This window comes from Haloferula helveola (assembly GCF_037076345.1).
Taxonomy (GTDB): Bacteria; Verrucomicrobiota; Verrucomicrobiia; order Verrucomicrobiales; family Akkermansiaceae; genus Haloferula; species Haloferula helveola.
In genome coordinates this window covers 1,323,313-1,348,669 of the sequence record NZ_AP024702.1, presented here as the reverse complement: position 1 = coordinate 1,348,669, position 25,357 = coordinate 1,323,313, and the positions used below count along the sequence as shown (strand labels likewise).

26 protein-coding genes are annotated in these 25,357 nt (G+C 63.7%); 9 read left to right on the top strand and 17 right to left on the bottom strand.

Going from position 1 to position 25,357, the window contains the following annotated elements; genetic code table 11:
- Positions 1-32: 32 nt before the first annotated feature.
- Genes HAHE_RS04660 through HAHE_RS04645 form a run of 4 tightly spaced genes read right to left on the bottom strand, consistent with a single transcriptional unit; the run spans position 33 to position 3,333 of the window.
- Positions 33-995 (bottom strand): hypothetical protein, encoded by a 963-nt coding sequence (locus HAHE_RS04660; protein WP_338689016.1) that lies wholly within the window; start codon positions 993-995, stop codon positions 33-35.
- Complete coding sequence (locus tag HAHE_RS04655; protein WP_338689015.1) at positions 992-2,032, bottom strand: hypothetical protein; 1,041 nt, start codon at positions 2,030-2,032, stop codon at positions 992-994. Before HAHE_RS04655 ends, HAHE_RS04660 begins: the two co-directional genes overlap by 4 nt.
- A gap of 18 nt (positions 2,033-2,050) precedes the next feature.
- Positions 2,051-2,386 (bottom strand): hypothetical protein, encoded by a 336-nt coding sequence (locus HAHE_RS04650; protein ID WP_338689013.1) that lies wholly within the window; start codon positions 2,384-2,386, stop codon positions 2,051-2,053.
- Positions 2,371-3,333, bottom strand: a complete 963-nt coding sequence (locus tag HAHE_RS04645; RefSeq protein ID WP_338689011.1) for a hypothetical protein — start codon at positions 3,331-3,333, stop codon at positions 2,371-2,373. Before HAHE_RS04645 ends, HAHE_RS04650 begins: the two co-directional genes overlap by 16 nt.
- A 153-nt stretch (positions 3,334-3,486) precedes the next feature.
- On the opposite strand from HAHE_RS04645, the gene HAHE_RS04640 reads away from it, so the two are divergent.
- The 6 genes from HAHE_RS04640 to HAHE_RS04615 all read left to right on the top strand — a co-directional run bounded on the left by HAHE_RS04640 (position 3,487) and on the right by HAHE_RS04615 (position 10,835).
- Positions 3,487-4,467: a phosphoglycerate dehydrogenase gene (locus HAHE_RS04640; protein WP_338689009.1), complete on the top strand. Its 981-nt coding sequence runs from the start codon at positions 3,487-3,489 to the stop codon at positions 4,465-4,467.
- Between the two features lie 113 nt (positions 4,468-4,580).
- The gene (locus HAHE_RS04635) at positions 4,581-5,678 is read left to right on the top strand and encodes a sugar kinase (RefSeq protein WP_338689007.1); all 1,098 of its coding nucleotides are present in this window, start codon (positions 4,581-4,583) and stop codon (positions 5,676-5,678) included.
- Between the two features lie 148 nt (positions 5,679-5,826).
- Positions 5,827-7,035 carry a NupC/NupG family nucleoside CNT transporter gene (locus HAHE_RS04630; RefSeq protein ID WP_338689006.1) on the top strand — a complete coding sequence of 403 codons (1,209 nt, stop codon included), beginning with the start codon at positions 5,827-5,829 and terminating at the stop codon, positions 7,033-7,035.
- A 206-nt stretch (positions 7,036-7,241) separates the two neighbouring features.
- Positions 7,242-9,161 carry a DUF1549 domain-containing protein gene (locus tag HAHE_RS04625; RefSeq protein ID WP_338689005.1) on the top strand — a complete coding sequence of 640 codons (1,920 nt, stop codon included), beginning with the start codon at positions 7,242-7,244 and terminating at the stop codon, positions 9,159-9,161.
- A 22-nt stretch (positions 9,162-9,183) separates the two neighbouring features.
- A complete protein-coding gene (locus HAHE_RS04620) occupies positions 9,184-10,482 on the top strand; it encodes a DUF1501 domain-containing protein (protein WP_338689004.1) in 1,299 nt (432 codons plus the stop codon).
- The gene (locus HAHE_RS04615; RefSeq protein WP_338689003.1) at positions 10,479-10,835 is read left to right on the top strand and encodes a hypothetical protein; all 357 of its coding nucleotides are present in this window, start codon (positions 10,479-10,481) and stop codon (positions 10,833-10,835) included. Before HAHE_RS04620 ends, HAHE_RS04615 begins: the two co-directional genes overlap by 4 nt.
- Before the next feature lie 113 nt (positions 10,836-10,948).
- Here HAHE_RS04615 and HAHE_RS04610 read toward each other — a convergent pair whose 3' ends face one another.
- The 6 genes from HAHE_RS04610 to lysA all read right to left on the bottom strand — a co-directional run bounded on the left by HAHE_RS04610 (position 10,949) and on the right by lysA (position 15,660).
- Positions 10,949-11,323, bottom strand: coding sequence for a hypothetical protein (locus HAHE_RS04610; protein WP_338689002.1), 375 nt, complete (start codon positions 11,321-11,323; stop codon positions 10,949-10,951).
- Positions 11,324-11,393: 70 nt separating this feature from the next.
- Positions 11,394-11,771 (bottom strand): hypothetical protein, encoded by a 378-nt coding sequence (locus HAHE_RS04605; protein WP_338689001.1) that lies wholly within the window; start codon positions 11,769-11,771, stop codon positions 11,394-11,396.
- Positions 11,768-12,361 (bottom strand): RNA polymerase sigma factor, encoded by a 594-nt coding sequence (locus HAHE_RS04600; RefSeq protein WP_338688999.1) that lies wholly within the window; start codon positions 12,359-12,361, stop codon positions 11,768-11,770. The genes HAHE_RS04605 and HAHE_RS04600 overlap by 4 nt, the downstream gene beginning before the upstream one ends.
- Before the next feature lie 41 nt (positions 12,362-12,402).
- A complete protein-coding gene (locus tag HAHE_RS04595; protein ID WP_338688997.1) occupies positions 12,403-13,287 on the bottom strand; it encodes a hypothetical protein in 885 nt (294 codons plus the stop codon).
- A gap of 102 nt (positions 13,288-13,389) precedes the next feature.
- On the bottom strand, positions 13,390-14,283 hold the full coding sequence (locus tag HAHE_RS04590) for a DMT family transporter (protein ID WP_338688996.1): 894 nt from the start codon (positions 14,281-14,283) through the stop codon (positions 13,390-13,392).
- A gap of 90 nt (positions 14,284-14,373) precedes the next feature.
- Positions 14,374-15,660: a diaminopimelate decarboxylase gene (gene lysA / locus HAHE_RS04585; protein ID WP_338688994.1), complete on the bottom strand. Its 1,287-nt coding sequence runs from the start codon at positions 15,658-15,660 to the stop codon at positions 14,374-14,376.
- Positions 15,661-15,754: 94 nt separating this feature from the next.
- Here lysA and HAHE_RS04580 point away from each other — a divergent pair, with 94 nt between their 5' ends.
- Positions 15,755-17,032 carry a hypothetical protein gene (locus tag HAHE_RS04580; protein WP_338688992.1) on the top strand — a complete coding sequence of 426 codons (1,278 nt, stop codon included), beginning with the start codon at positions 15,755-15,757 and terminating at the stop codon, positions 17,030-17,032.
- 13 nt (positions 17,033-17,045) lie between these two features.
- Here the strand turns inward: HAHE_RS04580 and HAHE_RS04575 are convergent, their stop codons facing one another.
- The 5 genes from HAHE_RS04575 to HAHE_RS04555 all read right to left on the bottom strand — a co-directional run bounded on the left by HAHE_RS04575 (position 17,046) and on the right by HAHE_RS04555 (position 20,607).
- The gene (locus HAHE_RS04575) at positions 17,046-17,345 is read right to left on the bottom strand and encodes a DUF4235 domain-containing protein (RefSeq protein ID WP_338688990.1); all 300 of its coding nucleotides are present in this window, start codon (positions 17,343-17,345) and stop codon (positions 17,046-17,048) included.
- 55 nt (positions 17,346-17,400) lie between these two features.
- The gene (locus tag HAHE_RS04570) at positions 17,401-17,580 is read right to left on the bottom strand and encodes a YqaE/Pmp3 family membrane protein (protein ID WP_338688988.1); all 180 of its coding nucleotides are present in this window, start codon (positions 17,578-17,580) and stop codon (positions 17,401-17,403) included.
- 24 nt (positions 17,581-17,604) lie between these two features.
- The gene (locus tag HAHE_RS04565; protein ID WP_338688986.1) at positions 17,605-17,904 is read right to left on the bottom strand and encodes a hypothetical protein; all 300 of its coding nucleotides are present in this window, start codon (positions 17,902-17,904) and stop codon (positions 17,605-17,607) included.
- 163 nt (positions 17,905-18,067) lie between these two features.
- Entirely contained in the window at positions 18,068-19,594 is a 1,527-nt protein-coding gene (gene cls, locus HAHE_RS04560; protein ID WP_338688984.1) for a cardiolipin synthase, read from the bottom strand.
- Positions 19,595-19,596: 2 nt separating this feature from the next.
- Entirely contained in the window at positions 19,597-20,607 is a 1,011-nt protein-coding gene (locus HAHE_RS04555) for an endonuclease/exonuclease/phosphatase family protein (RefSeq protein ID WP_338688982.1), read from the bottom strand.
- Between the two features lie 307 nt (positions 20,608-20,914).
- Between HAHE_RS04555 and HAHE_RS04550 the strand changes: the two genes are divergently transcribed.
- Positions 20,915-22,306: a Gfo/Idh/MocA family oxidoreductase gene (locus HAHE_RS04550; protein WP_338688980.1), complete on the top strand. Its 1,392-nt coding sequence runs from the start codon at positions 20,915-20,917 to the stop codon at positions 22,304-22,306.
- A gap of 172 nt (positions 22,307-22,478) precedes the next feature.
- Here the strand turns inward: HAHE_RS04550 and HAHE_RS04545 are convergent, their stop codons facing one another.
- A complete protein-coding gene (locus HAHE_RS04545) occupies positions 22,479-23,294 on the bottom strand; it encodes a PP2C family protein-serine/threonine phosphatase (protein WP_338688978.1) in 816 nt (271 codons plus the stop codon).
- 194 nt (positions 23,295-23,488) lie between these two features.
- Here HAHE_RS04545 and HAHE_RS04540 point away from each other — a divergent pair, with 194 nt between their 5' ends.
- Positions 23,489-24,502, top strand: coding sequence for a glutamine synthetase beta-grasp domain-containing protein (locus HAHE_RS04540; protein ID WP_338688976.1), 1,014 nt, complete (start codon positions 23,489-23,491; stop codon positions 24,500-24,502).
- Positions 24,503-24,697: 195 nt separating this feature from the next.
- Here the strand turns inward: HAHE_RS04540 and HAHE_RS04535 are convergent, their stop codons facing one another.
- Positions 24,698-25,351, bottom strand: coding sequence for a hypothetical protein (locus HAHE_RS04535; protein WP_338688974.1), 654 nt, complete (start codon positions 25,349-25,351; stop codon positions 24,698-24,700).
- Between the last annotated feature and the right edge of the window lie 6 nt (positions 25,352-25,357).

Below are 25,357 nucleotides of genomic sequence, written 5' to 3'. Positions count from 1 at the left end.
AAGCGGGATGGCGACTCAAGCGCTCAGTGCATTCACGGACCCAAGCGGTAACGGGGGTCCGAGAGCAGCCGGTCGCGCGGATTGAGTGTGGCCAGCTCCGTGCGGGCTTGGATGAACAGCGAGCGGGCCTTGGCCGCGACCTGGTCCATGCGGAGCGCCCGTTCTTCCCACGTTTCCAGGCTGCCGGGCACCGAGCGGTCGGATCCCAGCGAGCGGCTGCGGGCGGTGGAAGCCATGCGGCGGGCATCGAGATAGTCGGCATGGTAGCGGCGCATGCTGTCCCGGGCGGTCTGGATCCGGGTCTGGCGCAACGCCTCCTTTTCCCGTTCGGCATCGCGGTCGGAGTCCGGTTTCGGCCCGGCTTTCCCGTCTTCGGGCTTCGGTTGCTCCTGCACCACCGCCGGAAGCTCCTCCTCGACCGGATGCCACTGCAGCCTGTCCTTCCACTCGGTGGGTAGGTCCGAGTAAGCGACCCGGGCGCTGCCACCGGAGTGGTGGATGTGAATGCCTTCCGGACCGCACTTGCGGATGGTGACGTCGCGATAGCTCCTGCCATTCGGCAGCTTGAGCGCTTCGACCGCCTGACCGATCACATCCGCCCGGGCCTGGATCCGGTAGCGTCGACGGTACTCCTGCGCATCTTCCTCAAAATCCGCCAAATCTTCCCGCAAATTCTCGGCATCGCTGTGGAGCTTCGAGCGCTCCGCGACGGTCCGGTTGAGCTCGTCGCGGAGAGCGGTGATCTCGCCATCCTGTCCGAGATTCGGCTGATGGTTGCTCTCCCAGCGCTTCTCCAGCGTGATGATCTCCGACTTGAGATCGAGGATCTGATTGGCGTCGCGCGCGATGTCCGCCTCCAGCGTCTTCCCGCTGCGGGCACCCTCGGTGCGCCTCTCGATCACGAGCGAGACCGTGATACCACCGAAGACGAGGACGATGATGCCCAGCAGGATGCCCATGATCCCGCCGTAGTCATCGGTGTCCCAGGCGGTCATGATTCCTCCTTGCTCTCGGCGGCCTTTTTCGCCGCGGCCTCGGCCTTCTTGGTCTTCAGCTCCTGCTTGGAGATCGCGATCTTCTGCTCCATCGCCCGGTAGTCGTTGTCGAGCTTGGAGATGTCGGCGCGAAGAGATGGAAGTTTGCTTTGGGCGGCGGCCATCCGGCTTTCAAGCTGCTGGATGTGCGAGCGCACCTGCGGGGCGTTGCTGATGCCGCCGGACCTCGCCTTGCGCTCTTCCTGCGTAAGCTCGATCCGCTTGCGCGAAATCTGTATCTCCAGCGAGGGAATCGACGCCTGAGCCGTGTTGTATCGGTTGCGGGCATCCTTGCGCTTCTGGTCGAGCCCTTTCAGGTCGTGCTCCATCATCGCGATCTTGTATTCCGCCTCGCCGAAGTCGGCGCTCTGGTTGCGGAGCTTCTTGGCTGCTTCCTCGGCGGCCAGAAGGCGCTCCTTCTCGGAGGCATCGACCTGCAGGTAGTCCTGCATGTCTTCCGGAAGCTGTTCCAAGGCAATTCCGGTAATGCCGGCGGAGTGGCGGATCTGCATGCGCGCCGGATCGACATCGGTCACCTTCACGTCCTTGTAGGTCGTTCCTTCCAGCGTCTTCAGCTCGTCCATCTTCTTGCCGACCATCGAGGCGCGGGCGGACTCGCGGTAGGACTGCTGGTACTCGCCAAACGATCCTTCGAGTTTCTCGATTTCGGCGCTTCGCTCGGCTGCCGCGCCTTCCAACTCCGCCGAGCGCGCTTCCGCGGCGGTCAGCTTCGCCTGCTGGGAGAGAATCTGTGAGGCCGTGTCCTTGAAGGCCTCGGTCGCGGCGATCTGTTCCTCGTGCGACTTGACCCGCTTCTCGAGGCTGACGACCTGCTTGGCATCGTCGGCAATAATCGACTCGAGCGACTTGCCGTCGCCCTGCAGGCTTTCGTCGAAGACGAACACGTAGAGCGTGCCGAAGCCGCCGAGGACGAGCAAAGCCATCAGGGTGCCGATCACCCCTGGGCCGCGACTGCTGGTAAAAAGGTCGGTTCCCATCGTTCGGAAGTTTCGGAGTTAGCGGAGCGGGTACTGGCGCTGGTAGTCCTTGAACTCGTCTTCGAGCTCATCCTTCCGCTTTCCGAGGTCGGCGACGGTGGTCTCCAGTTCGGCGATCTTCGCCTGCTCCGCCACGGTCTTCTTCTGCAGCTCCTCAAGCTCCGCGGTCCGGTCCTTGGGAGCGTTGGCGAGCTTGTCACGCAGCACCGTCAGCTCGCCTTCCAGCCGGCGGATTTCGGCGCGCTGCTCTTCGCGTTTCCGGACCAGTTCCGGATCATCGCCGCAACTCGAGAGGAAGATGGTGGAGAGGAGGGCGAGGGCAAATGGCGTGCGGGCCGTCAGTCGTTTGGACATGGACGTGGTAGGGAAGGGCGGCGTGGCGGATTCGGACTTCTTGAAATGACCCGGGGCCGGTTCTGGAAGACCCGGTTGGTGACATTGCGCGACGTCGTATTGAGATACTTCGCACGGGAGAGAGGATTCGCCGGGGTGTAGTAGCGCGTGCGGTACGGCTGCGAGTAGTAGACGTTGTAGAAACTGCTGCGTCCGACGCTGCGCGCAGGTTGATCGAGCGGGCTGATCCGGCGGGTCGTGTCGAGTGTCGAGGCCGATGCCGCCGACACGAAAGTCGGCCGGTAACGAACCGAGGCAGCCGCCAATTCGGCCGCACGCTTGTCCTTTTGCTCCTGTTCGGCACGGGCGAGCAGCTGGCCGTCGACCCACTGGCGATACGCCTGCTGGCGGGCGTCTTCCCGGGCGACGAGTTCGGTTGAGCGCTGGAAATCGATGCCGAAGTCATCGCGCTGCTCCGGAGTCAGGTCGGCGGCAGTCATCCGCGCCAGTCCGGTGGCATGGGAAAATTCGATCCCGGCCTCGGTGACGCGGTTGATCGTGACGTCGCGGTAGGTGCGTCCGCTGCGGCTGGCGAGTTCCTCGATTTCGCGGCCGCGCTGCCCGTCTCGGCGTTGGGCGAGCCACTGCTCGCGCTGCGAACGGATCATTTCGACCAGCGACTCATTGGCGGCTTCCAATTCAACGATGCGCGCCTCGAGGGCTTCGGCCTTGCCGTCCACAGCGGCCCAGCCGGCTGCGATCGCTTCCGCGTCGAGTCCGTCGGACTGCTTCCGCTCGAGCCGTTGCTTGAGCAGTTCGACCTGGCTCGACTTTTCGTGGCGATCACCTTCCAGCCGCCACCACTCGGCGTCGGCCTGTGCGTCGGTGGCCCGGTCGCAGGCGGAAAATCCGAGTGCGCAGGCAAGCGCGAAGCCGCCCGTCAGCGCGGTTGTTAGTCGATGGCCCAAAATCTTGTTCGCAATTTGATGAACTTACGGTCTCCGGACAAGAAACTTCGCGAAATGTGAAGCAAGTTTCACGCCGCCGGATCATGCAAGACACAGTGGGCCGAAATTCAGACTTGTATGACAACTTTTTGGTGCTGGAATCCGCCCCGAGCCATGGCCGAACGCATTCTCCTCACCACCTGCAGTTTTCAGGACACCCCCGGTCCGCATCACGAGTTCTTCGAGAGCCAAGGCTACGAGATCGTCCGCGAGCGGGGCCCGCTCAGCGAGGCGCGGATGCTGGAGCTGGCCGGCGAATTCGACGGATTTCTTTGCGGCGATGACGGCATCACCCGCGCGGTGATCGAGAAGAGCCTGCCGCGACTCCGGGTGATCGCGAAGTACGGGATCGGCCTCGACAAGATCGACATCCCGGCCACCAAGGAGCTCGGGATCCCCGTGATGTTCACGCCGGGTGTCAACCACACGACGGTCGCCGAGCACACCTTCTGCCTGATGCTCGCCCTCTATCGGAATCTCATCGAGACGGTCGACGCCACCCGCAAGGGCGAGTGGAAGCGCCTGACCGGCCACGAGCTGTGGCGCAAGAAGATCGGTCTCGTCGGTCTCGGACGCATCGGCCAGGAAATGGTCAAGCGCGCCCGCGGCTTCGACATGGAGGTGCACGGCTTCGGCAACTTCTGGCCGGAGGAATTCTGCGCCGAGCACGGCGTGACCCGTCACGACTCGCTCGATTCGCTCTTCGCCACCTGCGACATCATCAGCCCGCACACCAAGCTGAACGCGTCGACCCACCACATGATCAACCGCGAGCGGATCGCGATGATGCCGGACGACGCGATCATCGTGAACACCGGGCGCGGCGAACTGGCCGACACCGCCGCGGTGCTTGGAGCGCTCGAGAGCGGCAAACTGGCGGGCTACGCGACCGACGTGATGGAAGAGGAGCCGCCGCCGGCCGACCATCCACTGCTCTCCCATCCGAAGGCGATCGTCACCTCGCACATCGGTTCGCGCACCTTCGAGAGCGTGCCGCGTCAGGCGATGAAGGCCGTCACCAACCTCGTCAATTTCCTCAAGGGCGAAGGCCCGGTCTTCTGTGCCAACGGCGTCGTGCCCAGCGCCGAAGAGTAGTTTTCCGGACCGGGATGGATGGGATGAATTGGATGGGAATCCGAGACGTCCCGCTTTCCTGGTCTCCCATCCCATCCATCTGACCCATTCTGGTCCCCAACCCCAACGAACCGATGTCCATCCAACTCCGCCCCGCTGATTCCGTTGCCTTCGATATCATCTCGCTCGGCGAGATCATGCTCCGCTTTGATCCCGGTGATGGCCGGGTCCGCACCACCCGCAAGTTCGATGTCTGGGAAGGTGGCGGCGAATACAACGTCGCGCGTGGCCTGCGCCGTTGCTTCGGCAAGCGTGCCGCGGTGGTGACGGCATTCGCCGACAACGACATCGGTCGTCTGCTCGAAGATTTCATCCTCCAGGGCGGAGTCGACACCCGCTTCATCCAATGGGCCGCTTTCGACGGTCTCGGCCGCAATGTGCGCAACGGACTGAACTTCACCGAGAAAGGCTTCGGCGTGCGCGGTGCGAAGGGAACACCGGACCGTGGCCTCACCGCCGCGATGCAGATGAAGCCCGGTGATATAGACTGGGATGACGTTTTCGGAACGCAGGGCAGCCGTTGGTTCCACACCGGCGGGATCTTCGCCGCGCTGTCGGAAACCACCGCCGAGGTGACCATCGAAGCCTGCAAGGCGGCGAAGAAGCACGGCACGATCGTTTCCTACGACCTGAACTACCGGCCGAGCCTGTGGAAGAGCATCGGTGGCCAGGCCAAGGCCCAGGAGGTCAACCGCGAGATTGCCAAATACGTCGATGTGATGATCGGCAACGAGGAGGATTTCACCGCTTCGCTCGGCTTCGAGGTCGAGGGAGTCAGCGAGCATGTCACCGGTCTCGAGGTCGACAGCTTCAAGGACATGATCAAGCGTGCGGTCGCCGATTTCCCGAACTTCCAGGTCGTCGCGACGACCCTGCGCGACGTCCACACCGCCACCATCAACGACTGGGGCGCGATCTGCTGGCACGACGGCGAGTTCCACGAAGCGACCCACCGTCCGAAGCTCGAAATTTACGACCGCGTCGGCGGCGGAGATTCCTTCGCCAGCGGACTGGTTTACGGCTTCATGGAATTCGACGACGCCAAGATGGCGGTCGAGTACGGCGCCGCGCACGGTGCGCTGGCCATGACCACCCCCGGCGACACCACCATGGCCACGGTCGACGAAGTGAAGAAGCTCGTCGGTGGCGGCTCGGCTCGGGTCGACCGGTGAGTCGGCGTAGGAATTCGAAACGGACCGCGCGAGCCCACTCGCGCATCGTGGCAGGGTAGCGGCTTCCCCATGGGGCTCCGGCGCCTGAAAGACGCCGCTCCTTGGTTGCGGGCTGGTCGGTTGGCTTGGAATCGGCTAGTTGCGCGGCATGGCGGTGCTCGGAATGTTGGCTTTGCTCGCGGTGGCGTGGCTGTTGTCGAGGCGCCGCTCGGCGATCCGGTGGCGGACGGTGGGTTTGGCCTTCGGGCTGCAGGTGGTGATCGGGCTGTGGGTGTTCAAGGTGCCTTGGGGCCGGGTGTCGCTGGAATGGGTCTCGGATCGGGTCGCGCAGGTGATCCAGGCGGGTAACTCGGGCATCGAGTTCCTCTTCGGGCCGCTGGTCGATGTCGATTCGCTGGGCTTCGTCTTCGCGCTGAAGGTGCTGCCGGTGATCATCTTTTTCTCCTCGCTGATCGCGGTGCTCTACCACCTCCGGATCATGCACTGGGTGATCCTCGGGCTCGGCGGTGGATTGAAATTGCTGCTCGGCACCAGCCGGGCCGAGTCGCTCTCGGCGGCGGCGAATATTTTCGTCGGCCAGACCGAGGCGCCGCTGGTGGTGAAGCCCTACATCGCGCGGATGACCCGCTCGGAGCTCTTCGCGGTGATGTGTGGCGGGTTGGCGAGCATCGCGGGCTCGGTGATGGCGGGCTACGCCAGCATGGGTGCGGAGCTGAAATTCCTGATTGCCGCTTCCTTCATGGCGGCGCCTGGCGGGCTGCTTTTCGCGAAGATCCTCGTACCGGAAACCGACACGCCCGAGGAGGTGTCGCTGGACTGGGCCGAGGGCGACGACAAACCGGCGAACGTCCTCGACGCCGCCGCTCTCGGGGCGGGGGCCGGACTGAAACTGGCGTTGAACGTCGGTGCGATGCTGCTCGCCTTCATCGGGCTGATCGCGCTCTGCAACCTGATCCTCGGAGCGATCGGCTCGAGCTTCGGCCATCCCGACCTGAGCCTCCAACAGATCCTCGGCTGGGTTTTCTCCCCGGTGGCCTGGCTGATCGGCATCCCTTGGGACGAAAGCGGTCGCGGCGGCAGCCTGATCGGGCAGAAACTGGTGCTCAACGAGTTCGTGGCATACGGCCAGTTCCGGGAGTGGAAGGAGGCGCTCGGAGAACGCAGCCGTGCGATCCTGACGGTGGCCCTGTGCGGCTTCGCCAACCTGTCATCGATCGCGATCCTGCTCGGCGGCCTCGGCGGGATGGCGCCGTCGCGGCGTCAGGAAATTGCCCGATTCGGGCTGCTGGCCGTGGTGGCCGGGACGTTCTCGAACCTGATGAGCGCCGCGATCGCGGGCGTTTTCTGGAGCGCGTAGGGGTCGGAGAGCTCGGTGGGGGACACCGGAACACCTTGGAGGTTTGGCCAATTGTAGGGAGGAGCGGCGGTGGCCGGTCTGCCCTGTGACACGAATTTCCCTAAGGCGCGCGCGACCTTGTGCGTAATGGTGGGTTGCCCGTTTCCGCTCCCTCGCCGGAGCGGTTGACGCCCCGTGCCATCCCGCCGATAGTCCCACAGTATTCCATGAAAACCCGATCTCTCCTCACCCTCGCCGCCGGCGCCCTAATGACGCCGCTGCTCTCGGCCGCCGAGAAATCCTTCGAGCCCTCCAAGGCCGACGACCCGGATTTCGTCAAGCAGGCGGCATTCAAGATCGATAGCTACGTCGCGGGTTGGTACCGCCAGCAGAAGCTAGCCGTGCCGGAGGTGACCGACGACGCGACCTTCCTGCGCCGCGCGTTCCTGGTCTCCGTCGGGCGCATTCCAACCGCCGAGGAGGCACGGTTTTTCTTGGAGATCGATGAGGACGACAAGCGGATCCAGCTGATCGACTACCTGCTCGATTCCCCCGGCTACTCGAGCCACATGAGCAACTGGGCTTTCGACCTGTTGCGGGTGGCCGACAACAAGCCCGGCTTCCGCGGCAGCTTCGAGCCATACCGGCACTGGGTGCGTGAGGCGATCGACAGCAATATGCGCTGGGACGACCTCACCCGCGAGCTGCTGGCGTCGAAAGGAAGCGCCTGGGATCCGGGCAACGCGGCGGTCGGCTACTACATCCGCGACAAAGGCATGGCGCTCGACAACATGGCGAACTCGATGCGGATCTTCCTCGGATCGCGAATCGAGTGCGCGCAATGCCATGATGACCCGTTCGGGGACACCGAGCGGCACGACTTCTACGAACTGGCTGCGTTCACCAACGGTCAGAACGACGGCAACCGCGCGCCGATGCGGAAACTCTGGGACGAGCTCCGCGACGAGGACCGCCGGCGGACGGTGGAATACTCGGCCGCCCAGGTGCTCTGGGACGAGGTTTACGGAATGACCCTGCGCGGCGGTGGCACCGGCCGGATCAAGCTGCCGAGCGACTATCAGTACCGCGACGGCGAGCCCGGCGAGATGATCGGCGCCCGCACGCCCTTCGGCAAAGCGGTGCGCATGTCCGACCGTGACGATGCCGACGATGGCCGCAAGGAGCTCGCCGATTGGGTGACCACCCGCACCGGCGAGCAGTTCCCTTCCGTGATTGCCAACCGCATGTGGCAACGGGTGATGGGTCGTGGCGTCTACGAACCCTACGACGAATACATCGAGTCGAAGGACACCCACCTGCCGGGCATGATGCAGTATCTGACCAGCCTGATGGTCGAGCTGGAATACGACCTCAAGGGCTTCCAGAAGATCCTCCTCAACACCAAGACCTTCCAGTTCGTGCCGAATCCGAAGCCGTCGAAGGTGGCGTCCGGCGACGACTTCCACGGACGCCAGCTCACCCGCATGTCGGCCGAGCAGATCTGGGACTCGCTGATCACGCTGGCCGGTGGCAATCCGGATACGAAGCCCCGGCGGACGGCGGACAACCGTATCCGGGTGCGCGGCAAGGTGGTCAACTTCGAGGGCAAGGACATGAACCAGCTTTCGAAGGAGGTCCTCGCGATCAAGTCCGAGGCGGAAATGCGGAACTACTTCGAGAAGTTCATGGCGGCCGTGAAAAAGGGCGGCGGAGGCAAGAGCTCCGGTGACTCGATGATGATGATGCAGAAGGTCACGAGTTATGGCGGCAACGCCCAGGTCCGCGCCTCCGAGCTTCCGAGTCCGGCGCCGCGCCAGCACCTGCTGTTCCTCTTCGGTCAAGCCGACCGCGACGTGATCGAGTCTTCGAGTCAGGAGCCGAATGTCGGGCAAGTGCTCTCGCTGATGAACGGATTCGTTCAGGAGCAACTCGTCAACAATGGCGGTGCCCACCTCTACAAGAGTCTCGAGGGAGCGAGCGATGATCGCGAGAAGATCCGCCGCCTCTATATCGCCATCCTCAGCCGCCCGCCATCCGATGAGGAGATGGGCTGGATGCTCGAGGAGGTCAAAGCCTCCGGCCGGTCCGGTTACCAGAATATCGTTTCGGCGCTCGTGATGTCCTCCGAGTTCCTCTTCCTCCAGTAAACCCACGCAAGATTCGCAAGCCATGAGCACCTTCGAACCCAACCGCCACGACGAACTCACGCGTCGGACCTTCATTTCCAACGCCGCCCGCTGGTATCTCGGCGTCAACCTCGCGCCGATGCTCGGGTCGAGCATCGCCAGCGCCGCACCCGCGCCGACGGGAGCCAAGGCGAAGAACGTGATCTATCTCTACATGTCCGGTGGCATGAGCCATCTCGACACTTTCGATCCGAAGCCGAAGAAGAAGGAAGTGATGGGACCGGTCGAGACGCTCGACACCAGCGCGACCGATGTTTTCGTCGGCAGCTATCTGCCGAAGACCGCCAAGGTCATGGACAAGGTGTGCGTGGTGAATTCGATGAACTCGAAGCAGGGCGCGCACGAGCAGGGGACCTACATGATGCACACCAGCTACGCGATGCGCGGCACGGTGAAGCATCCTTCGCTGGGTGCCTGGGTGCTGAAGCTTGGAGGCCGGATCAATCCGGACATCCCCGGCTACGTCGCGATCAGCGCCTCTCCGGACGTCACCGGTGGTGGCTTCTTCGGAGCGAAATACGCCGCCGCTCCGATCGGCAGCGCGGACGAGGGTCTCAAGGACAGCCGCAAGCCCGGCAATGTGTCCGGCAAGGACTTCGATCGGCGGCTGGCGCTTGCCGACCGGCTCAACAAGCAATTCCACGGACGCTACGAGAATGCCGACGTGAAGGCTTACGAAGAGCTCTATCAGGAAGCGATCCGGCTGATGAACAGCGAGGACCTGAAGGCTTTCAATCTGAACGACGAACCGCAGTCGGCACGGAACCTCTACGGTGGTGGCCGCTTCGCGCAGGGCTGCATGCTGGCCCGGCGTTTGGTCGAGCACGGCGTGCGCTTCGTCGAGGTCCAACTCGGCGGCTGGGACACCCACTACGACAACTTTGCGGGCGTCGAGGGCCGCTGCAACGAGTTCGACCAGGCCTACTCGGCGCTCATTACCGACCTCGAGAAGCGCGGCATGCTGAAGGACACGCTGGTGGTGGTGGCGACCGAGTTCGGCCGCACGCCGGAGATCAAGACCGAGCACAACGACGGACGCGATCACCATCCGTCGGCGTTCAGCTGCCTGCTGGCCGGCGGTGGCGTGAAGGGTGGCTTCAAGTATGGTGAAACCGACTCGACCGGTTCGCGCGTGAAGGACAATCCGGTGACGCCGCAGGACTTCAATGCGACGATCGCCCATGCGATGGGCATTCCGCACGACCAGGTGATCATGTCCCCGAGCCAGCGTCCCTTCCGGATCTCCGACAAGGGCTCGCCGATCATGGATGTGTTTGCGTGAGCTGGCGGGGATGGCTGGGCCGGATCCTTCTGGCCGGAGTCTTCTTCGTGGCCCTCAGCATTCCGCTCTCGATCTTCTGGGACGCTACGTTTCCGGGTAAGGTCTACGACTGCCGGGACGACAATTTCTTCGGCTACATCACACCGGGAAGCTGGGTGCACGGCGAGATCGCGTACGTCGATGAGATCGTTCCCGAGGCATCGATGTCCGAACCGGATGTGATCTTGAATGGGTGGTCGACCGGTCGTCTGTTCGCCGTTTGGGGCTGGATGGTCGGTGGTTCGGCGGCGGTAGCGGTCGCGTTGAGCTTCCGCATGCTGCGCGGATGGGATCCGGGTCCGGAGCTCGATTGATACGGTGGTGGGGTGCGCCAGCTGGGACCGCGCGAGCCCACTCGCGCATCGACCGGACAGCTGGGGCGCGAGTGGGCTCGCGCGGTCCGTTTGTGGTGACGGAAGCCGCTCGGCTACGGGCCGATCTCGAGGCCGCCCATCAGGGGCAGGGTCGAGGCGAACCAGACGCCTGCGAGATGGAGCAGGGCGGCGGCTGCGGAAAATGCGACCAGCACGGGCAGGAATCGGCGTCCGCTTTCGGTCAGGCTCACCCCGGCGAGGATGATGCTCGACAGGATCGCGAGACCGAAACCGACCGGAACCGGCCATGCACTCATGATGTAGCTGGCGGCCCACTTCGTGAGCAACGGCAGCTCGATCCCTTCCATCTCGGAGAAGTAAGGCCGGATGGTGACCTCTCCGACCCGATCGATCATTCCGCCGGCGAGGATGTGGCAGGCGGCGACCGCGGTGATGGCGAGTCCGTTGAGAGTGGCAGAAGACTTCACGTCCCCTCAAACAACTCCATTTGGCGGGCTCGCGCAAGTTCGGTGCACGTTTCCCGTCGATCCCGAAGCATCAGGGGGTGGCCTGCGTGATCGACGGCAGGCAGTCGAGCAGGAATCGGCCGGTGCGCTCGGCATCGTTGCGCAGCGCGCGCGCCTCGTTGCCGAGCGTGTTGACGGGCAACGGTTCCTCGATCGCGAACTCGGTCACGGGTTCGATGAGCTCCGAAGGCGCGGGAGTATCAACCACTTCCTCGGCGGGCTTTTCCGGAAGCAGGGCAACGACAATCGCGATCGCAAGCGCGGCCGGCACGAGGATCGAAACGAGTGGCAGGCGTCGCCGTTGTTCGACGTTGCGCAGCGACGCACGAATGCGGGTTTCCAAGCCGGGACGCACGGGGACTTCCGGTGACTGTTCGCGGAGGAGGCGGTCGATGTCGTTCTCGTTCATGACGTGACGCGGGCGTTGTTCCAGATGGAGGGCAATGGCGGTGGCCTTTGCGGAAGGGGAGGCGGCGGCGCCGGTTGGTGTCGGAGGTGTTCGGCCAGCGACTTGCGGGCACGGTGAAGCATGACCTTCACTGCTCCTTCCTTCTTGCCGAGGATCCGGCCCACCTCGGCGAGCGGAAGTTCGTCGCGGTAGTGGAGCCACAACGCGCTGAAGGCGTCGGGTGAGAGATGCCGCTCGGCGGTTCGCCAAAGGTCGGGACCTGCGGACGGAGCGGGAGGCAGCAGGACCGGATCGGCCTCGATGGCGGGGATCGGCTTGCGCTTTCTCAGCATGTCGATCGAGAGGCGTCGCGCGATCGTCAGCAGCCACGGCAGGATAGGTAGCGACGGGTCGTAACGGTCGATCTTTTTCCAGGCCCGGACAAAGGTCTCTTGCGTGAGGTCCTCGGCATCCTGCCGGTGCTTGGTCAGGGTCAGGAGAAAGGCGAAGACCTTCGGGTGATGGCGATGAACGAGCCGGTCGAAGGACGCGAGCGAACCCGCGCGGCTTTCGCGCGCGAGCATCGCATCATCCGGTTCAGCGGGGACCATCGTTCTTCAAGCCTAGGTGCTTTGATCGGCGGCCTACAGCATCATTTGCCGATCTTGTCGAAGGCCTTGGCCTTCTCCATCAGCGAGATCAGGTCGGAAGTCGGGAAGCTCAGCGTGCAGCGGACCGTTTTGCCGCCTTCTTCCGAGCGCGAGTCGAAGGAGATGTCGGCCGCGCGCAGGTCCGGATTGCCGAGTTCGCCCAACGCGACCATGCCGTCCATGACCATCCGGAAACGATCACCATCGGCCTTGTCGACCACCTCAAGTTGCATCCGGCCCTCCATTCGTCCGGCGGCCTCGGTCATGGCGATCCGCAGCGTCTCGGCGTGACCGAGGAGCTTCGACTCGTCCTTGCCCATCTCGACTTCCTGCAGATTGGCGTAGCCGACGAGGAACGGTGCGGCGGCACCGGCACCCACGAACGGATCGGCGGTCAGCCCGTTGCCCGACTTGAGTGTGGTGATGGCGCTGTCGAGGAGGTCCTCGAAATGGCTGAAGACGAGCAGGTCATCGCGCACGAAGACCGCGTGCTGGCGTTTGCCCTTGTCGGTCCACGAGTGGATCACCAGGCCTTCGCGTTCCTCCGACTCATGCTTGTCGGCTGCCTTGGCGATGTCCTCGAGATGGGCCCGGTCGAAGTTGCCTTCGATCAGCGCGACCGCGTGATCCTTTTGGCCGTCGCCATAGAGGGTGATGCCCTTGAGATCGGTCATCGGGTTGACCGAGAACATCCGCTTGAGCGCCCGGAGTTGGTCGCCTTTCTTCTCGTCGACTTCGGCAACGACCCGCTTGCCGAGTTCGGTGGCGCGGGCGGCTTCGAGGTCGGCGTGGAGCCACCATTTGGCGTCGGGCGAGACGCGGGCGGGATCGAACTCGGCGGCGTGAAGTCCGGCGACGAGCGAGAGGGAGAGAAGGAGGTGCTTCATGGTTTCAGGAGGTCGGTTGACGTGCGGGAGTACGCCGGACCTGTGGCGGGGGTTACATCGGGGTTCCAGTCCCCGAGGCTCCGCGGCCGCCTGAAGGCGGGACTACGAACCCTTGGGGGCGGGCAGTTGGGGGTGGCGGGCTTTTCGCTCGAGCCACGGGTGGGCGAGGTTGGCGGCGATGATTGCCGTCACGCCCAGATAGAAGCCGGGGTGCAGTTCCGCATACTCGGCGAAGAAGAGCGCGCCGAACAGAATGCCCCAAACCGGTTCGACATTCATCGCGAGGTTGGCGGGGTAAGCCTTGATGTCGCGCAGCAGATGAATGTGGAAGGCGTGTCCGAAAACGGTGCAGACCAGGGACAGCCACATGACACCTGCCCAGTCGATGGCGGTGAGGTCGAGTAGTGCCGCGTGTCCGCGCGGATCGAAAAGTGGAAAGAGCAGGAGGCAGGTGAGGCAGGCGCCGACCATTTCCCATGCGACCATTCCGAGCGGGTCACCGCCGCGGGTCACGAGCTGGCGGTTCAGCACCGGGAAGATCGCGGCGAACAGGGCGCCGAGCAGTCCGACCCCGAGGCCGGCCCAGTGGGCGCGTTCGAGGCCGGCGATCAGGAGGATTCCCGCGACGACCACGAGCCCGAGCAGGACCTCGAACGGCCGCACCCTGCGACGCTCGAAGAGCGGTTCGGTGAAGGCGGTGAAGAGAGAGATGGTCGCCATGCCGGCGAGGCATATCGAGATGTTCGCCAACTGGATGGCTCCGAAGAAGCACAGCCAGTGGAGCCCGATGATCCCGCCGATCCCGAGCAAGGTGGGGATGCGGCTGGTGGGGATCCTGTGGCGACGGACCAGCGCGACCCACAGGAACGCGGCAATCGCGGCGGTGCCCGTCCGCCAAGTGACAAGATTGGCCGCCGATACCGTGCTGAGTCTTCCGACGATCGCGGTGGTGGCGACCAGGAAGACCAGCAGGTGGAGTTGGAGGAGGGGCTTCATGGGGGCGGCGCCGATCAAGGAGGGGCGTCCTCCAGGGCGCCCGATACGGGTGACGGCACCCGGAGGGAGCCGCTCCGTTCGCCTGCGGCGCTAAAGCTCGGCGGCGATCAGGTCGTCGAGGGTCTGGCGCTTGCGCACGACGCTGACCGTGGAGCCGTCGACGAGGATCTCCGCCGGCAGCGGGCGGGTGTTGTAGTTGGAAGCCATCACGAAGCCGTAGGCACCGGCGCTCATCAGGGCGATGCACTCACCCGGTCCGAACTCCGGCAACTCGCGGTCCTGACAGAAGAAGTCGCCGCTTTCGCAGATCGGGCCGACGACATCGACGACCTTGCGTTCGCTGCCGGGCTCCTTCACAGGAACGATCTCGTGGTGGCCTTCATAGAGGGCCGGACGGATCAGGTCGTTCATGCCGGCATCGACAATCTTAAAGGTCTTCGCGCTACCCTGCTTCTCGTAAAGGCAGCGGGTCAGGAGGACGCCTGCGTTGCCGGCGATCGCGCGGCCGGGTTCGAGGAGGATCTTGAGTCCGAGGTTCCGGAGCCGCGGCACGACTTCCCGTCCGTAGCCGGCAAGCGTGAGCGGGCGGTCCTGTTCGGCCTGCGAGTCCCACCAGTCGATCGAGCCCGCGCCGAGCGCGTCCTGATAGACGATGCCGATGCCACCGCCGATCGACCAGAATTCGATGCCGTGCTTCTCCTTCAACACGGTGGCCAGCGGTGCGACCTTCTCGACCGCTTCGACGAAAGGCTTCACCGAGGTCAGCTGCGAGCCGATGTGCATCTGCAGACCGCGAAGCTGGACGTGGGGCAGCTCGGTCGCGGCGCGGTCGTAGAGGTCGGCGATGCGTTCGAAATCGACGCCGAACTTGTTCTCCGACTTGCCGGTGGAAATGTATTTGTGGGTCTTGGCGTCGACGTTCGGGTTCACCCGCACGGCCGCCGGTGCGATCAGCCCGAGGTCGGCGGCGACGTCGTTGAGGTAGCGGAGCTCCTCTTCGCTCTCGACGTTGAACGAGTAGATCCCATGCTTCAGCGCGTACTCGATTTCGCCGCGGGTCTTGCCGACGCCGGCGAAGGTGCACTTCTTCGGATCGCCTCCCGCCTTGATCACGCGGAACAGCTCTCCGCCCGAGACGATGTCGAATCCGGCGCCCTCGTTGGCCAGCAGGCGCAGCACCGAGAGGTTCGAATTCGCCTTCACCGCGTAGGCGACCTCGTGGTCGACGCCTTCAAGCGCCTGGTCGAGGCGGCGGTAGTGGTCGCGGAAGGTATTGGCCGAGTAGACGTAGAGGGGCGTTCCGTACTCGTTGGCGAGGCCTTCGAGGTCGACGTCCTCGCAGTGGAGCGTGCCGTTGCGGTAGGCGAATCCGTGCATGGCGGGGGGTTTAGACGGCCCCGGGCCGGTCGGCAAGGGGGACGAAAGAAAATGAATGCAACGCCGGGAATTCCGTCTGATTCTCGTAACGACCATGAAACGCGCGCTGTTTTCCGCTCTGTTGATGGCCGGCCTGATCGGGCCGGGGACCGTGGTGGCCATTCCGACCAACGTATTCGGGCCGATCGTCCAGTCGGACAGCCCGCTGAATGGCGAGGACCTCACCGACCAGGTGCTGGCAGCCCTCGCGGGCGACGGCCAACTGCCGGGGGAGTGGGTGGCGGAAGGGGCCGTCGGGGCTTCGGAAATCTCTCACCTGCTGGCGAGGCCGGTACTTTTCGACCGCGAGGTGGTCATCCTGCGGGCGGTCCGGCGCGACGGCAATCTGGAGCGGGTCGAGGCGACCTTTGCGGATGCCGGATCGTTCTTCGGCTATTTCGATGAGGATCTCCCGGACGGCCTGAGCCGGCGACAGGCGGAGGAAGCGGTTCAAGCGAAGGTGAAAGAGCGGCAGGACGAGTTCTCCAAGCTTTACACCGAGTCGCTCGAGACGGTCCGGGACTCCATTGCCGAAGTGGCCGACAAGCCGCGGGCGAAAGAAGTGCGGTTCGGCAAGGGGCGGACGCTGCGGGCCGAAGTCGAGGAGTGGCGGAAGGGCGATCTCGCGGTCCGGCTGTTTGCCGCCGACGAGCGACTGGTGCGGGTGATGATCGGCAAGAGCGACCGGTTGCCGGCCGGTTGGATCGACCCGGCTTTCGAGAGCGAAAGCGAACGCGACCGGAGTGCGAGGCTCGCCGCCGCGGTGAAGAAGGACTCCGACGGCACGGTGAGGATCGAGGGCCTGCAGCCGATGCCGCAGGGCTACAAGCCCTACTGCGGGCTGAACACCCTGGCGATGGCGGCGCGCCACCTCGGCCTGACACTTGATGAGGACTGGCTGGCGGCTGCCGGAGGATTCCAGAACACCGGGAGCGCGGCGGGCTCGGACATGGTGAAACTCTATCACGCCGTGGCGTCCGAGGCGGGTCTCGGGATGGACCGCGCCAACGACTTCGACGAATCGGACGTGAAAGCGGCCCTTTCGGAAGGGCGGCCGGTGGTCGTCTGGCGACGTTTCAGCTGGGAGCGCAACAAGCTCCACGACCGGATTGCCGCAGGGGATGCGGAAATGCCGGATCCGAATGATCCGGCGGAAGCGTCGAGCTGGCCTGACGAGGATGCGCCGCTTCACGCGTCCGTTCTCACCGGCTTCGATCCGGAGAAACGCGAGGTGTTTTTCCTCGAGACCTGGAGCGGCAAGGACACGCCGCGCCGGATGCGTTTCGAAGAGATGGAGTCGACCGCCTACCTGACCTTCGTCTTCACCGACTGAGTCGGCGGAGAGGTCAGTCGAGATCGTCGACTTCCTCCTCCATGTCGAGGCCTTCGGCGGGCAGGCCGATGTAGGGAAGCGACCGTCGGGTCGCGAGGCGGGCCACAGCGCCGACGATGCCGGCGGCGATGGTCCAAGTGAGTGCTTCGCTCCACTTCACGTCGCGGCTGGCCGGATTCCTCGGGGGATCGGACTTGGTCGCGACCCGGTAGACCTGACCGGCCGAACTCCGGGCGAGCTTGGCGGCGATGGCGGGCAGGACGAAGCCTGCGCCGATGGCCGCGATTCGCGCGAGTTTGGAATGTTGATGCATGAGCTTGAGAAGAGCGGCGGGCCGTTCCCCGTGTGAGGAACGGCCCGCAGCGAGTTCATAGTACCACCAAGAGAGCGTGAATGAGTCCCGGCAGGTAGAAGATGATGGTCAGAATGATGTTGAGGATCAGGCTGCCACCGATTCCCCGCTTCAGACCGACGGCCAGAGGCGGAAGAAGGATGGCAACAATGACCAGGAGCAGCTTGTTGGTCGCTGCGGAAGGTTGGGCGCTCATGATTCGGTTTGGTGGAGGTTGGTATTACTCGGAGTCACCGTCAGCGTCCGGTGCCGGCTCGGCGTCCGGCTCGGTTGCGGGTTGCTCGTTGTCCTCTTCTTCCGGGAGATCGATTTTGACCTTCGGAACTTCGATTTCGACCTTCTCCTTCTCAACGGTGACGTCGGGGCCTTCGACCTCGTATTTCGGGAGCTTGGTTTCTCCCTCGATCTTCACTTCGGGAAGTTCGCCATCTTCGACCTTGTCGACGTCGCATGCGGCGATCGACAGAGCGAAGGCGGACACCGGGATCAGAGTGAGGGAGCGGAGTACGTTGGTTTTCATAGCGAGTCTGGAATCGCAGGTGATGTGCCATGGAGGCGTTTCGTGGCTTTGGGGGCTGGTAATAAGTGAGTTGTGACTTATGTGATTGTCCGATCAGGTCGCGCGAATCGTGCAGAACACATGACGTCCGGGCACCGGGTTGCAGGCTGCAATCCCGCAAAGATCACTGGATCGGTGCCAGCAGCCGCGAAACCCGCACCCGCAACTTGAAGACGGCGGACTTGCTCTCGAGGTCAGCGGCGGAGGCCTTGGTGGAGTTTCCAAAATCGTTCTGAAGCATGTTTTCGACCTGCTTCGCGAAGGCGGGATCATCGACTCCGACCTGGACCTCGAAGTTCAGGCGGAAGGAGCGGTTGTCGAAGTTGGCGCTTCCGATCGATACGAACCGGTCGTCGACAAGCATGACTTTCTGGTGGAGGAAGCCGTTGCCGTAGCGCCAGATCTCGGCTCCCGCCTTTTCCATCGGCTCGAGATAGGAGTACGACGAAAGCCGTACCAGTTCGCTGTCAAAGAGATCGGGAATCAGGACCTTCACCTCGACGCCTCGCTTCGCCGCGAGTTGGAGGGCGAGCAATACGGCTTCGTCCGGAACAAAGTATGGCGTGGCGATCCAGATCCGGTCCTTCGCGGCATTGATCGCGGCCAGATAGTAGAGGGAGCAGGTTTCGAGATCGTCGGCCGGTCCTGTCGGAATGCAGAGGGCCTCCGCCGAACCCGCACCGATCTTGTCCCGGATCTCCCAGTCCAGGCCGGCAAGCGTTTCGCCGGTCGCCCAGTGCCAGTCCTCGGCGAAGGGGACCTGCAGGCAGGTGACGACCGGCCCGGTCAGACGCATGTGGCTGTCGCGCCACGGCGTCAGCGTCGGGTGCTGTCCGAGATACTCGTCACCGACATTGTGTCCGCCGACAAAGGCGGTCTTGCCATCGACCACCACCAGTTTGCGGTGGTTCCGGTAGTTGAGTTGGAAGCGGTTGACGTCGTCGCCGAGGTTCATGAACGAGCGCACCTCCGCGCCCGCCTCGGCCAGATCCTTGCGGAAGCTCGAAGGGAGACCGAAGCAGCCGTAGTCGTCGTAAAGGACGTAGACCCGGACGCCTTCCTTTGCCTTGCGGATGAGCCGTTCCTTCAGTTCCAGGCCGGTGTCGTCGGCGCGGATGATGTAGAACTGCACGAGAATGTAGTCCTCGGCCGACTCGATCGCTTCGAAGATCGAACGGAAGGTGTTCTTCCCGTCCACCAGCAACTCTGCCCGGTTCCCGCGTGTCACGGGCAGCTTGGTGAGGTTCGAAAGGGTCGCCATCAGCCCTTCGTCCGACTCCACCGAAGCTTCGGCCGCATGGATCTCGTCGATCAGCGACGTGGCCATCGGGCGAATGTCCTCCAGTCCGGCGGTTCGCGTGCTGACGTAGTCGTCGAAGTCCGCTCCTCCGAAGATCGCGTAGGCCGGGACCGCGACGACCGGGAGCGTGTTCAGCGAGATGGCCCAGGCGATGGCACCCTGCGGTGTGCGTGTTTCCATGACCGCCGAGATCGACTGGAAGAAGCCGATCACGTGCATCCCGAGCAGGAAGAACCTCAGGAGCGGCCTGCGGCGCCGGTTGGCGAATCCGAGCACCTTTGCGGTGCGGGGAAAGCGATGGGCGAGTTTGGTCGCACCGAGGCGTGCCCATGCGCGGAGGGACCGGAACATGATCAGTTGGCGGGTTTCGGATGATCGGGCTGCTCGGTCACCCGCTCGTCGCGCTCTTCAAAGTCCCGGGAGTCCGCGTCGGGTTTCTCCTGGGTTTCCTTCCGTTCCGGCTCGTAGGCCAGATCGGCGAGCATCGGGAAGTGGTCGGAGCCGACCGACGGCAAACGCCGTAGCTCGCGGACTCTGAACTCGCGCGAGACGAAAACGTGGTCAAGCGGCCATCGCGCCCACCAGTGGCCGGCGTGGAAGGTGCTGAACATCCCGCGCCCGATCCGCGGGTCGAGCAGTCCGCTGATTCGCCGGAACAGGCGGGTGGTGTGGGACCACGCGACGTCGTTCATGTCGCCGAATACCAGCGTGGGTCCGCCGGTTTCGCGGATCTGCTGGGCCACCACGATGAGCTCGATGTCCCGCTCGGTGCTGGTTTCGTCCTCGCTCGGGAATGGTGGCTTGGGATGCAGGGCGTGGAAACGAACGCGCTCACCGGTCTCCATTTCGATCTGTCCGTGAACCGACGGGATATTCTCGCGCACGAGATACTTCACCTCGGCGTCGATCAGCGGGAGCCGGGACATCAGGACCAAGCCGTAGGTGTCGGGCTGCGGGACGCTGACGCGGTGGGGCAGTTGATCCGCGAGCCGGTCGAGATGGCGAGCCCAGAACTCGTCGGTCTCCAGGGCAATCAGGACATCCGGCTTTTCCTCCCGGACCAACTGCAGCAGGGCGTCGGCTTCCCGGTTGTCCATCAGGACGTTTGAGATCAGCAGTCGCACGCCGGTGCTGTGCCGACCGGATGCGACCTGATTGGGTGCGAAGCTCTGGTAGGGGAAGACTCGGGCCGCAAGGTGGATCGTTGCCGCGGCGAGCAGGCCGACGATGATCCAGTCACCCGCGTCGGCGATCGCGCCTTTCCCGATCAGTGCGGCCATCAGGATGATTCCGACGATCAGCAGTTGCAGGCGTGGGAAGTCCCACACGCGGATCCACCAGCTGTCGTTCCGGATGAGGGGCACGAAGCTGCCCAGAACAATGAGGAGTGCGGCAATTTGCAGGCATAGGGTCATGGCAACGTTCCGCCCTACGCTTGGGCGCAGACGGGTGCGTTCTTCTCAGCGAGCCGCATGCCACCGCCTCGAACCCGCTCTAGGCCCCGTAGTTCGGGGATTCTCCGGGCGTCAACGGTAAGCTGGCGAGCTGCGAAACGTTCCAAATTGAAACGTTGATCGTGCAGTTTGCGCCCCCGGATGCTTTGTGATCATTCGGCGGATCTCGATCGACGGACCGGAAACATCGCCAGCGCCGGGGGCGTATCGGTTCTCCATGTCTAACACCCACCTCAGCCGCCGAAAGTTCCTCCACACCACCGGCCTCGGAGCCGGAGCGGTTCTCGGATTCCCCGCCATCGTCAGCGGACAAAACCTCAACGACCGGATCCGGGTCGCGGCCATCGGAGTGGGAGGGAAGGGCGAGTCGGACATCAACAATGTCGCGAAGTGCGGCTGCGACATCGTCGGGCTTTGCGACGTCGATGCGAAGACGCTCGGTCGGATGTCCAAGAAGTATCCGAAGGCCAAGACCTTCAGCGACTTTCGCGAGATGCTCCCGAAAATGGACGCGGAGATCGATGCTGTGATCGTCTCGGCGCCCGACCACATCCACGGTGTCGCCGCGATTCCCGCAATGCAGGCGGGCAAGCACGTTTACGTGCAGAAACCTCTCGCCCAAACGGTTTGGGAGTGCCGGGTGATGGGGGATTTGGCTCGTGAGAAGAAGCTGGCGACCCAGATGGGCAACCAAGGCAGTGCGGCCGAGGGACTGAGGCGGTCGGTGGAAGTGATCCAGACCGGCGTGCTCGGCAAACCGCTGGAACTCCACGTGTGGACCAACCGTCCGATCTGGCCGCAAGGCTTTGAACGTCCGTCGGGATCGGACCCGGTCCCCGAGCATCTCGACTGGGACCTCTGGCTCGGTCCGGCCGCCGAGCGTCCTTACAAGAATGGGATCTACCATCCGTTCAAGTGGCGCGGCTGGACGGATTTCGGCACCGGCGCACTCGGCGACATGGCCTGCCACACGGTCAACATGCCGTTCCGCGCGCTGAAGCTCGGCTATCCGGAAAAGATCGAGTGCGAGATGGCTTCGAAGCTCTTTTCCGAGACCTACCCGATGACCTCGCGGGTTCGCTTCGACTTTCCCGCCCGGGAAGACCTGCCGCCGCTCAAGTTCTGGTGGTATGACGGGAATCCGGGTGATCCGTTCAAACCCATCATGCCCTACCCTGAGCTCCTCAAGGACATCATCGCGCTTCGCGGCAAGACGCCGAAGTCAGGTGCGCTGATCGTTTTCGAAAACGGAATGCTCTACTCCGAAGACGACTACGGCCGTGCCTTCTGGGTGAAAACGAACGACGATAAGGAGTTCGTCAGCGGCACCGATCACCCGCTGACCCGGGACGCGCCCCAGGTGATCCCGCGTTCGCCGGGACACGAGCAGGAGTGGATCGACATGATGCGCGATGGAACCCCGGCCTACTCGAACTTCGAGATCGCCGCCTACCTGACCGAAGTGATCCTGCTCGGCAGCATCGCCCAGCGGGTTGGCGAAGGTTTGCCGATCGCCTGGGACGGTCCGAACATGAAGGCGAAGGGCAACGACGCGGCGAGCGCGCTCGTCAAACGTCCTTACCGCGACGGCTGGGCACCGCAGGTGTGAATCAAACTCACGGGAATCAGCCGACTTCCCAGACGGCGATTGATGGAACCGCAAAGTCGCCAAGGCCGCAAAGGAGCGCGATGCAATCCACCTTGGCGTGCTTGGCGACTTGGCGGTGAACCAAGGGTAAGAATATTCCGGGAGAATCTCGGGACCCCGGCGGGATCGGGAGCTACCCGATCTCAATCAGGATCGCAGTCGTGTTGTCGCGTCCGGACTCGGCGACCGCGTAGTCGACCAAGGTCTTGGCAGAGAATTCCCCGCGGGCCATTTCGTCGATCCGGCGGTCCCACATTCCGTCGATGAGGCCGTCCGAGCAGATCAGGAAACGGTCGCCGGAGTGGTAGCCAACCCGGCCGAACTGGGGATCGATGTTGTTGCTCCGTCCGCCGAGCACCTGGTCGAGGATGTTCTTCTGCGGATGGGTCCGGGCCTCGCGCTCGTTGATCCGCCCCTTGCGGAGCATCCGTCCGACCCGGCTGTGGTCCTCGCTGAGCTGGACCATCTCGCCGTCCTTCGGGAGGTAGTAGATGCGGCTGTCCCCGACGTGGCCGAAGACCATCCAGTCGGGCATAAACCAGCAGAGGCTCAGGGTGGCGCCCATTCCGCGGCACTCCTCGTAGTGCTTTCCGAGATCGATCAGGGACTGGTGGGTTTCCTCGAAGATCGTGCCGAGCACGTCGGAGAATCCCGCATCCAGCCGCGCCGCACCGAGTTGGAAACTGGCGGGCATGAGGCGGGTGATTTTCTCAACTGCGATCTTGCTGGCCACTTCTCCGGCCTTCGCTCCGCCCATCCCGTCGCTGACGGCGAAGACGTAGTCGGAGGCCTCCAGTGAGCCGTCGCCCTCCCGGCCCAGATAGCGGACTTCACGGGAGTCGAATGTCAGGCAAAGGAAAGCATCCTCGTTGTTCGGCCGGAAGCGTCCGGGGTCGGTGATTCCCGTCCAGCGGAGGGAGTCAGGGGCGGATTGGTCGTCGTCGGCCATGAACGGGGAGTCGCCGAAAAGCGTGCCGACGCATTGCAGACGGACAAAGATAAAAATTTGGCTTCGCGCAGGCCGTTGGCCCGGTATTTGCTCTCCGCGTTCCCCGGGTCGATTCATCGCTCCATGGCGAGGTGTCGTCCCCGACAACCATCCGCGCCAGCGAGCGCATATCAATACCAACCAAGACCAATACGATGCCCAAGTTCAAACTCGAGTACATCTGGCTCGACGGCTACACCCCCGTCCCGAATCTCCGCGGCAAGACCCAGATCAAGGAGTACGACAGCTTTCCGAGTCTGGAAGAGCTTCCGATGTGGGGCTTCGACGGCAGCTCGACGCAGCAGGCCGAAGGCCACAGCTCCGACTGTCTCCTCAAGCCCGTGGCGATCTACCCGGACAGCACCCGCACCAACGGTGCGCTGGTGATGTGCGAAGTTCTTCTCCCGGACGGCACCCCGCACCCGAGCAACACCCGCGCCACGATCATCGACGACGAGAACGCTTGGTTCGGTTTCGAGCAGGAATACTTCCTGGTCGAGGATGGCCGTCCGCTCGGCTTCCCGAAGGGTGGTTTCCCGGATCCCCAAGGCGAATACTACACCGGTGTCGGCTACAAGAACGTCGGTGACGTCGCCCGCCAGATCGTTGAGGAGCACCTCGACATCTGCCTCGACGCCGGCATCAACCACGAAGGCATCAACGCCGAGGTGGCGAAGGGCCAGTGGGAATTCCAGATCTTCGGCAAGGGCTCGAAGAAGGCCGCCGACCAGATCTGGATCGCGCGCTACATCCTCCTCCGTCTTTGCGAAAGCTACGGTGTCGACGTTGACTGGCACTGCAAGCCCCTCAAGGGCGACTGGAACGGCTCCGGCATGCACGCCAACTTCTCGACCGAGTATCTCCGCGAAAAGGGCGGTGAAGAGTACTTCCTCGCTCTCATGGCTGCCTTCGAGAAGAACCGCGACGAGCACATCGCCGCTTACGGTCCGGACAACCACATGCGTCTGACCGGTCTTCACGAAACCCAGTCGATCGACCAGTTCTCCTGGGGTATCGCCGACCGCGGCGCTTCGATCCGTGTTCCGCACAGCTTCAAGAACAACGACTGGAAGGGCTACCTCGAGGACCGTCGTCCGAACTCGCAGGGCGACCCCTACGCGATCGCCTCGCGCATTCTCAAGACGATCGCCGAAGTCCCGACTCCCTGATCGGCTTCCAACGATTCCCAAACCGTCCGCTCCCGACCGGGGGCGGGCGGTTTTTTTGTGGAGTGGCGCTCTCCGAGCGCCATGGCCATGGGGCGGCGGCTTTCAGCCGCCGGGCGGGGTGCCGGTGGACGACCTAGAGGTCGTCCCGCCCTGATATGGCGCTTGGAAAGCGCCACTCCTGCCAGCAATCGAGTTTCAACCGTAGTGGAGGAAAGTCGATTGCTCGAGCATCGCTCGAAAACTTTCGCCGATCACTACCGGGGCGTCTGACCCAGTGGCGACCCAGACGATTCTGCCAGGAGTGAGCAGATCAAACGCAAGGAAGCCTGATGTGCCGGTATCGCTTGGTCCAAACCGGTATGCCCGTCCGAACGGGACGTAGAGAAGGCTGCCATCGACGCCGTGGAAGAGCGAAGGATTCTCCTCAAGAATCGTTGCCGCGAAGTAGGTGTCGGTGCCAGCCTCGGACTGAGGGGCACCCGCCACGGCTGGATCACCGAACGACAGCAGTCTCCACCACTCGATGCTGTTCTCGCCGTCCATCGCGACCTGGTAGGTGCCGTCAAAGCCACCTTCGACCACATCGCCGATCAGCTGCTTGAAGTCCTCTGGTAAGGACACGCCATATCGATCCGAGAAGGCGGCGAGCACTCTCTGCTTCTCGACATCATTTGGGTAGGTCGACCAGTATTTGAACTGAATGCCGGTGTCGAAGTCGAAAGGGACCTCCGCTTGGACTCCGGCGTTCTCGAAAAACCAGTTGTTTGTCACCTGCGAGGCTTGCGGCGTCTCGGCCTGCTTCTTGCACCCGGTGATCGCGACCAGCAGAAGCAAGAAGGGGAGCTTCATGTGAAG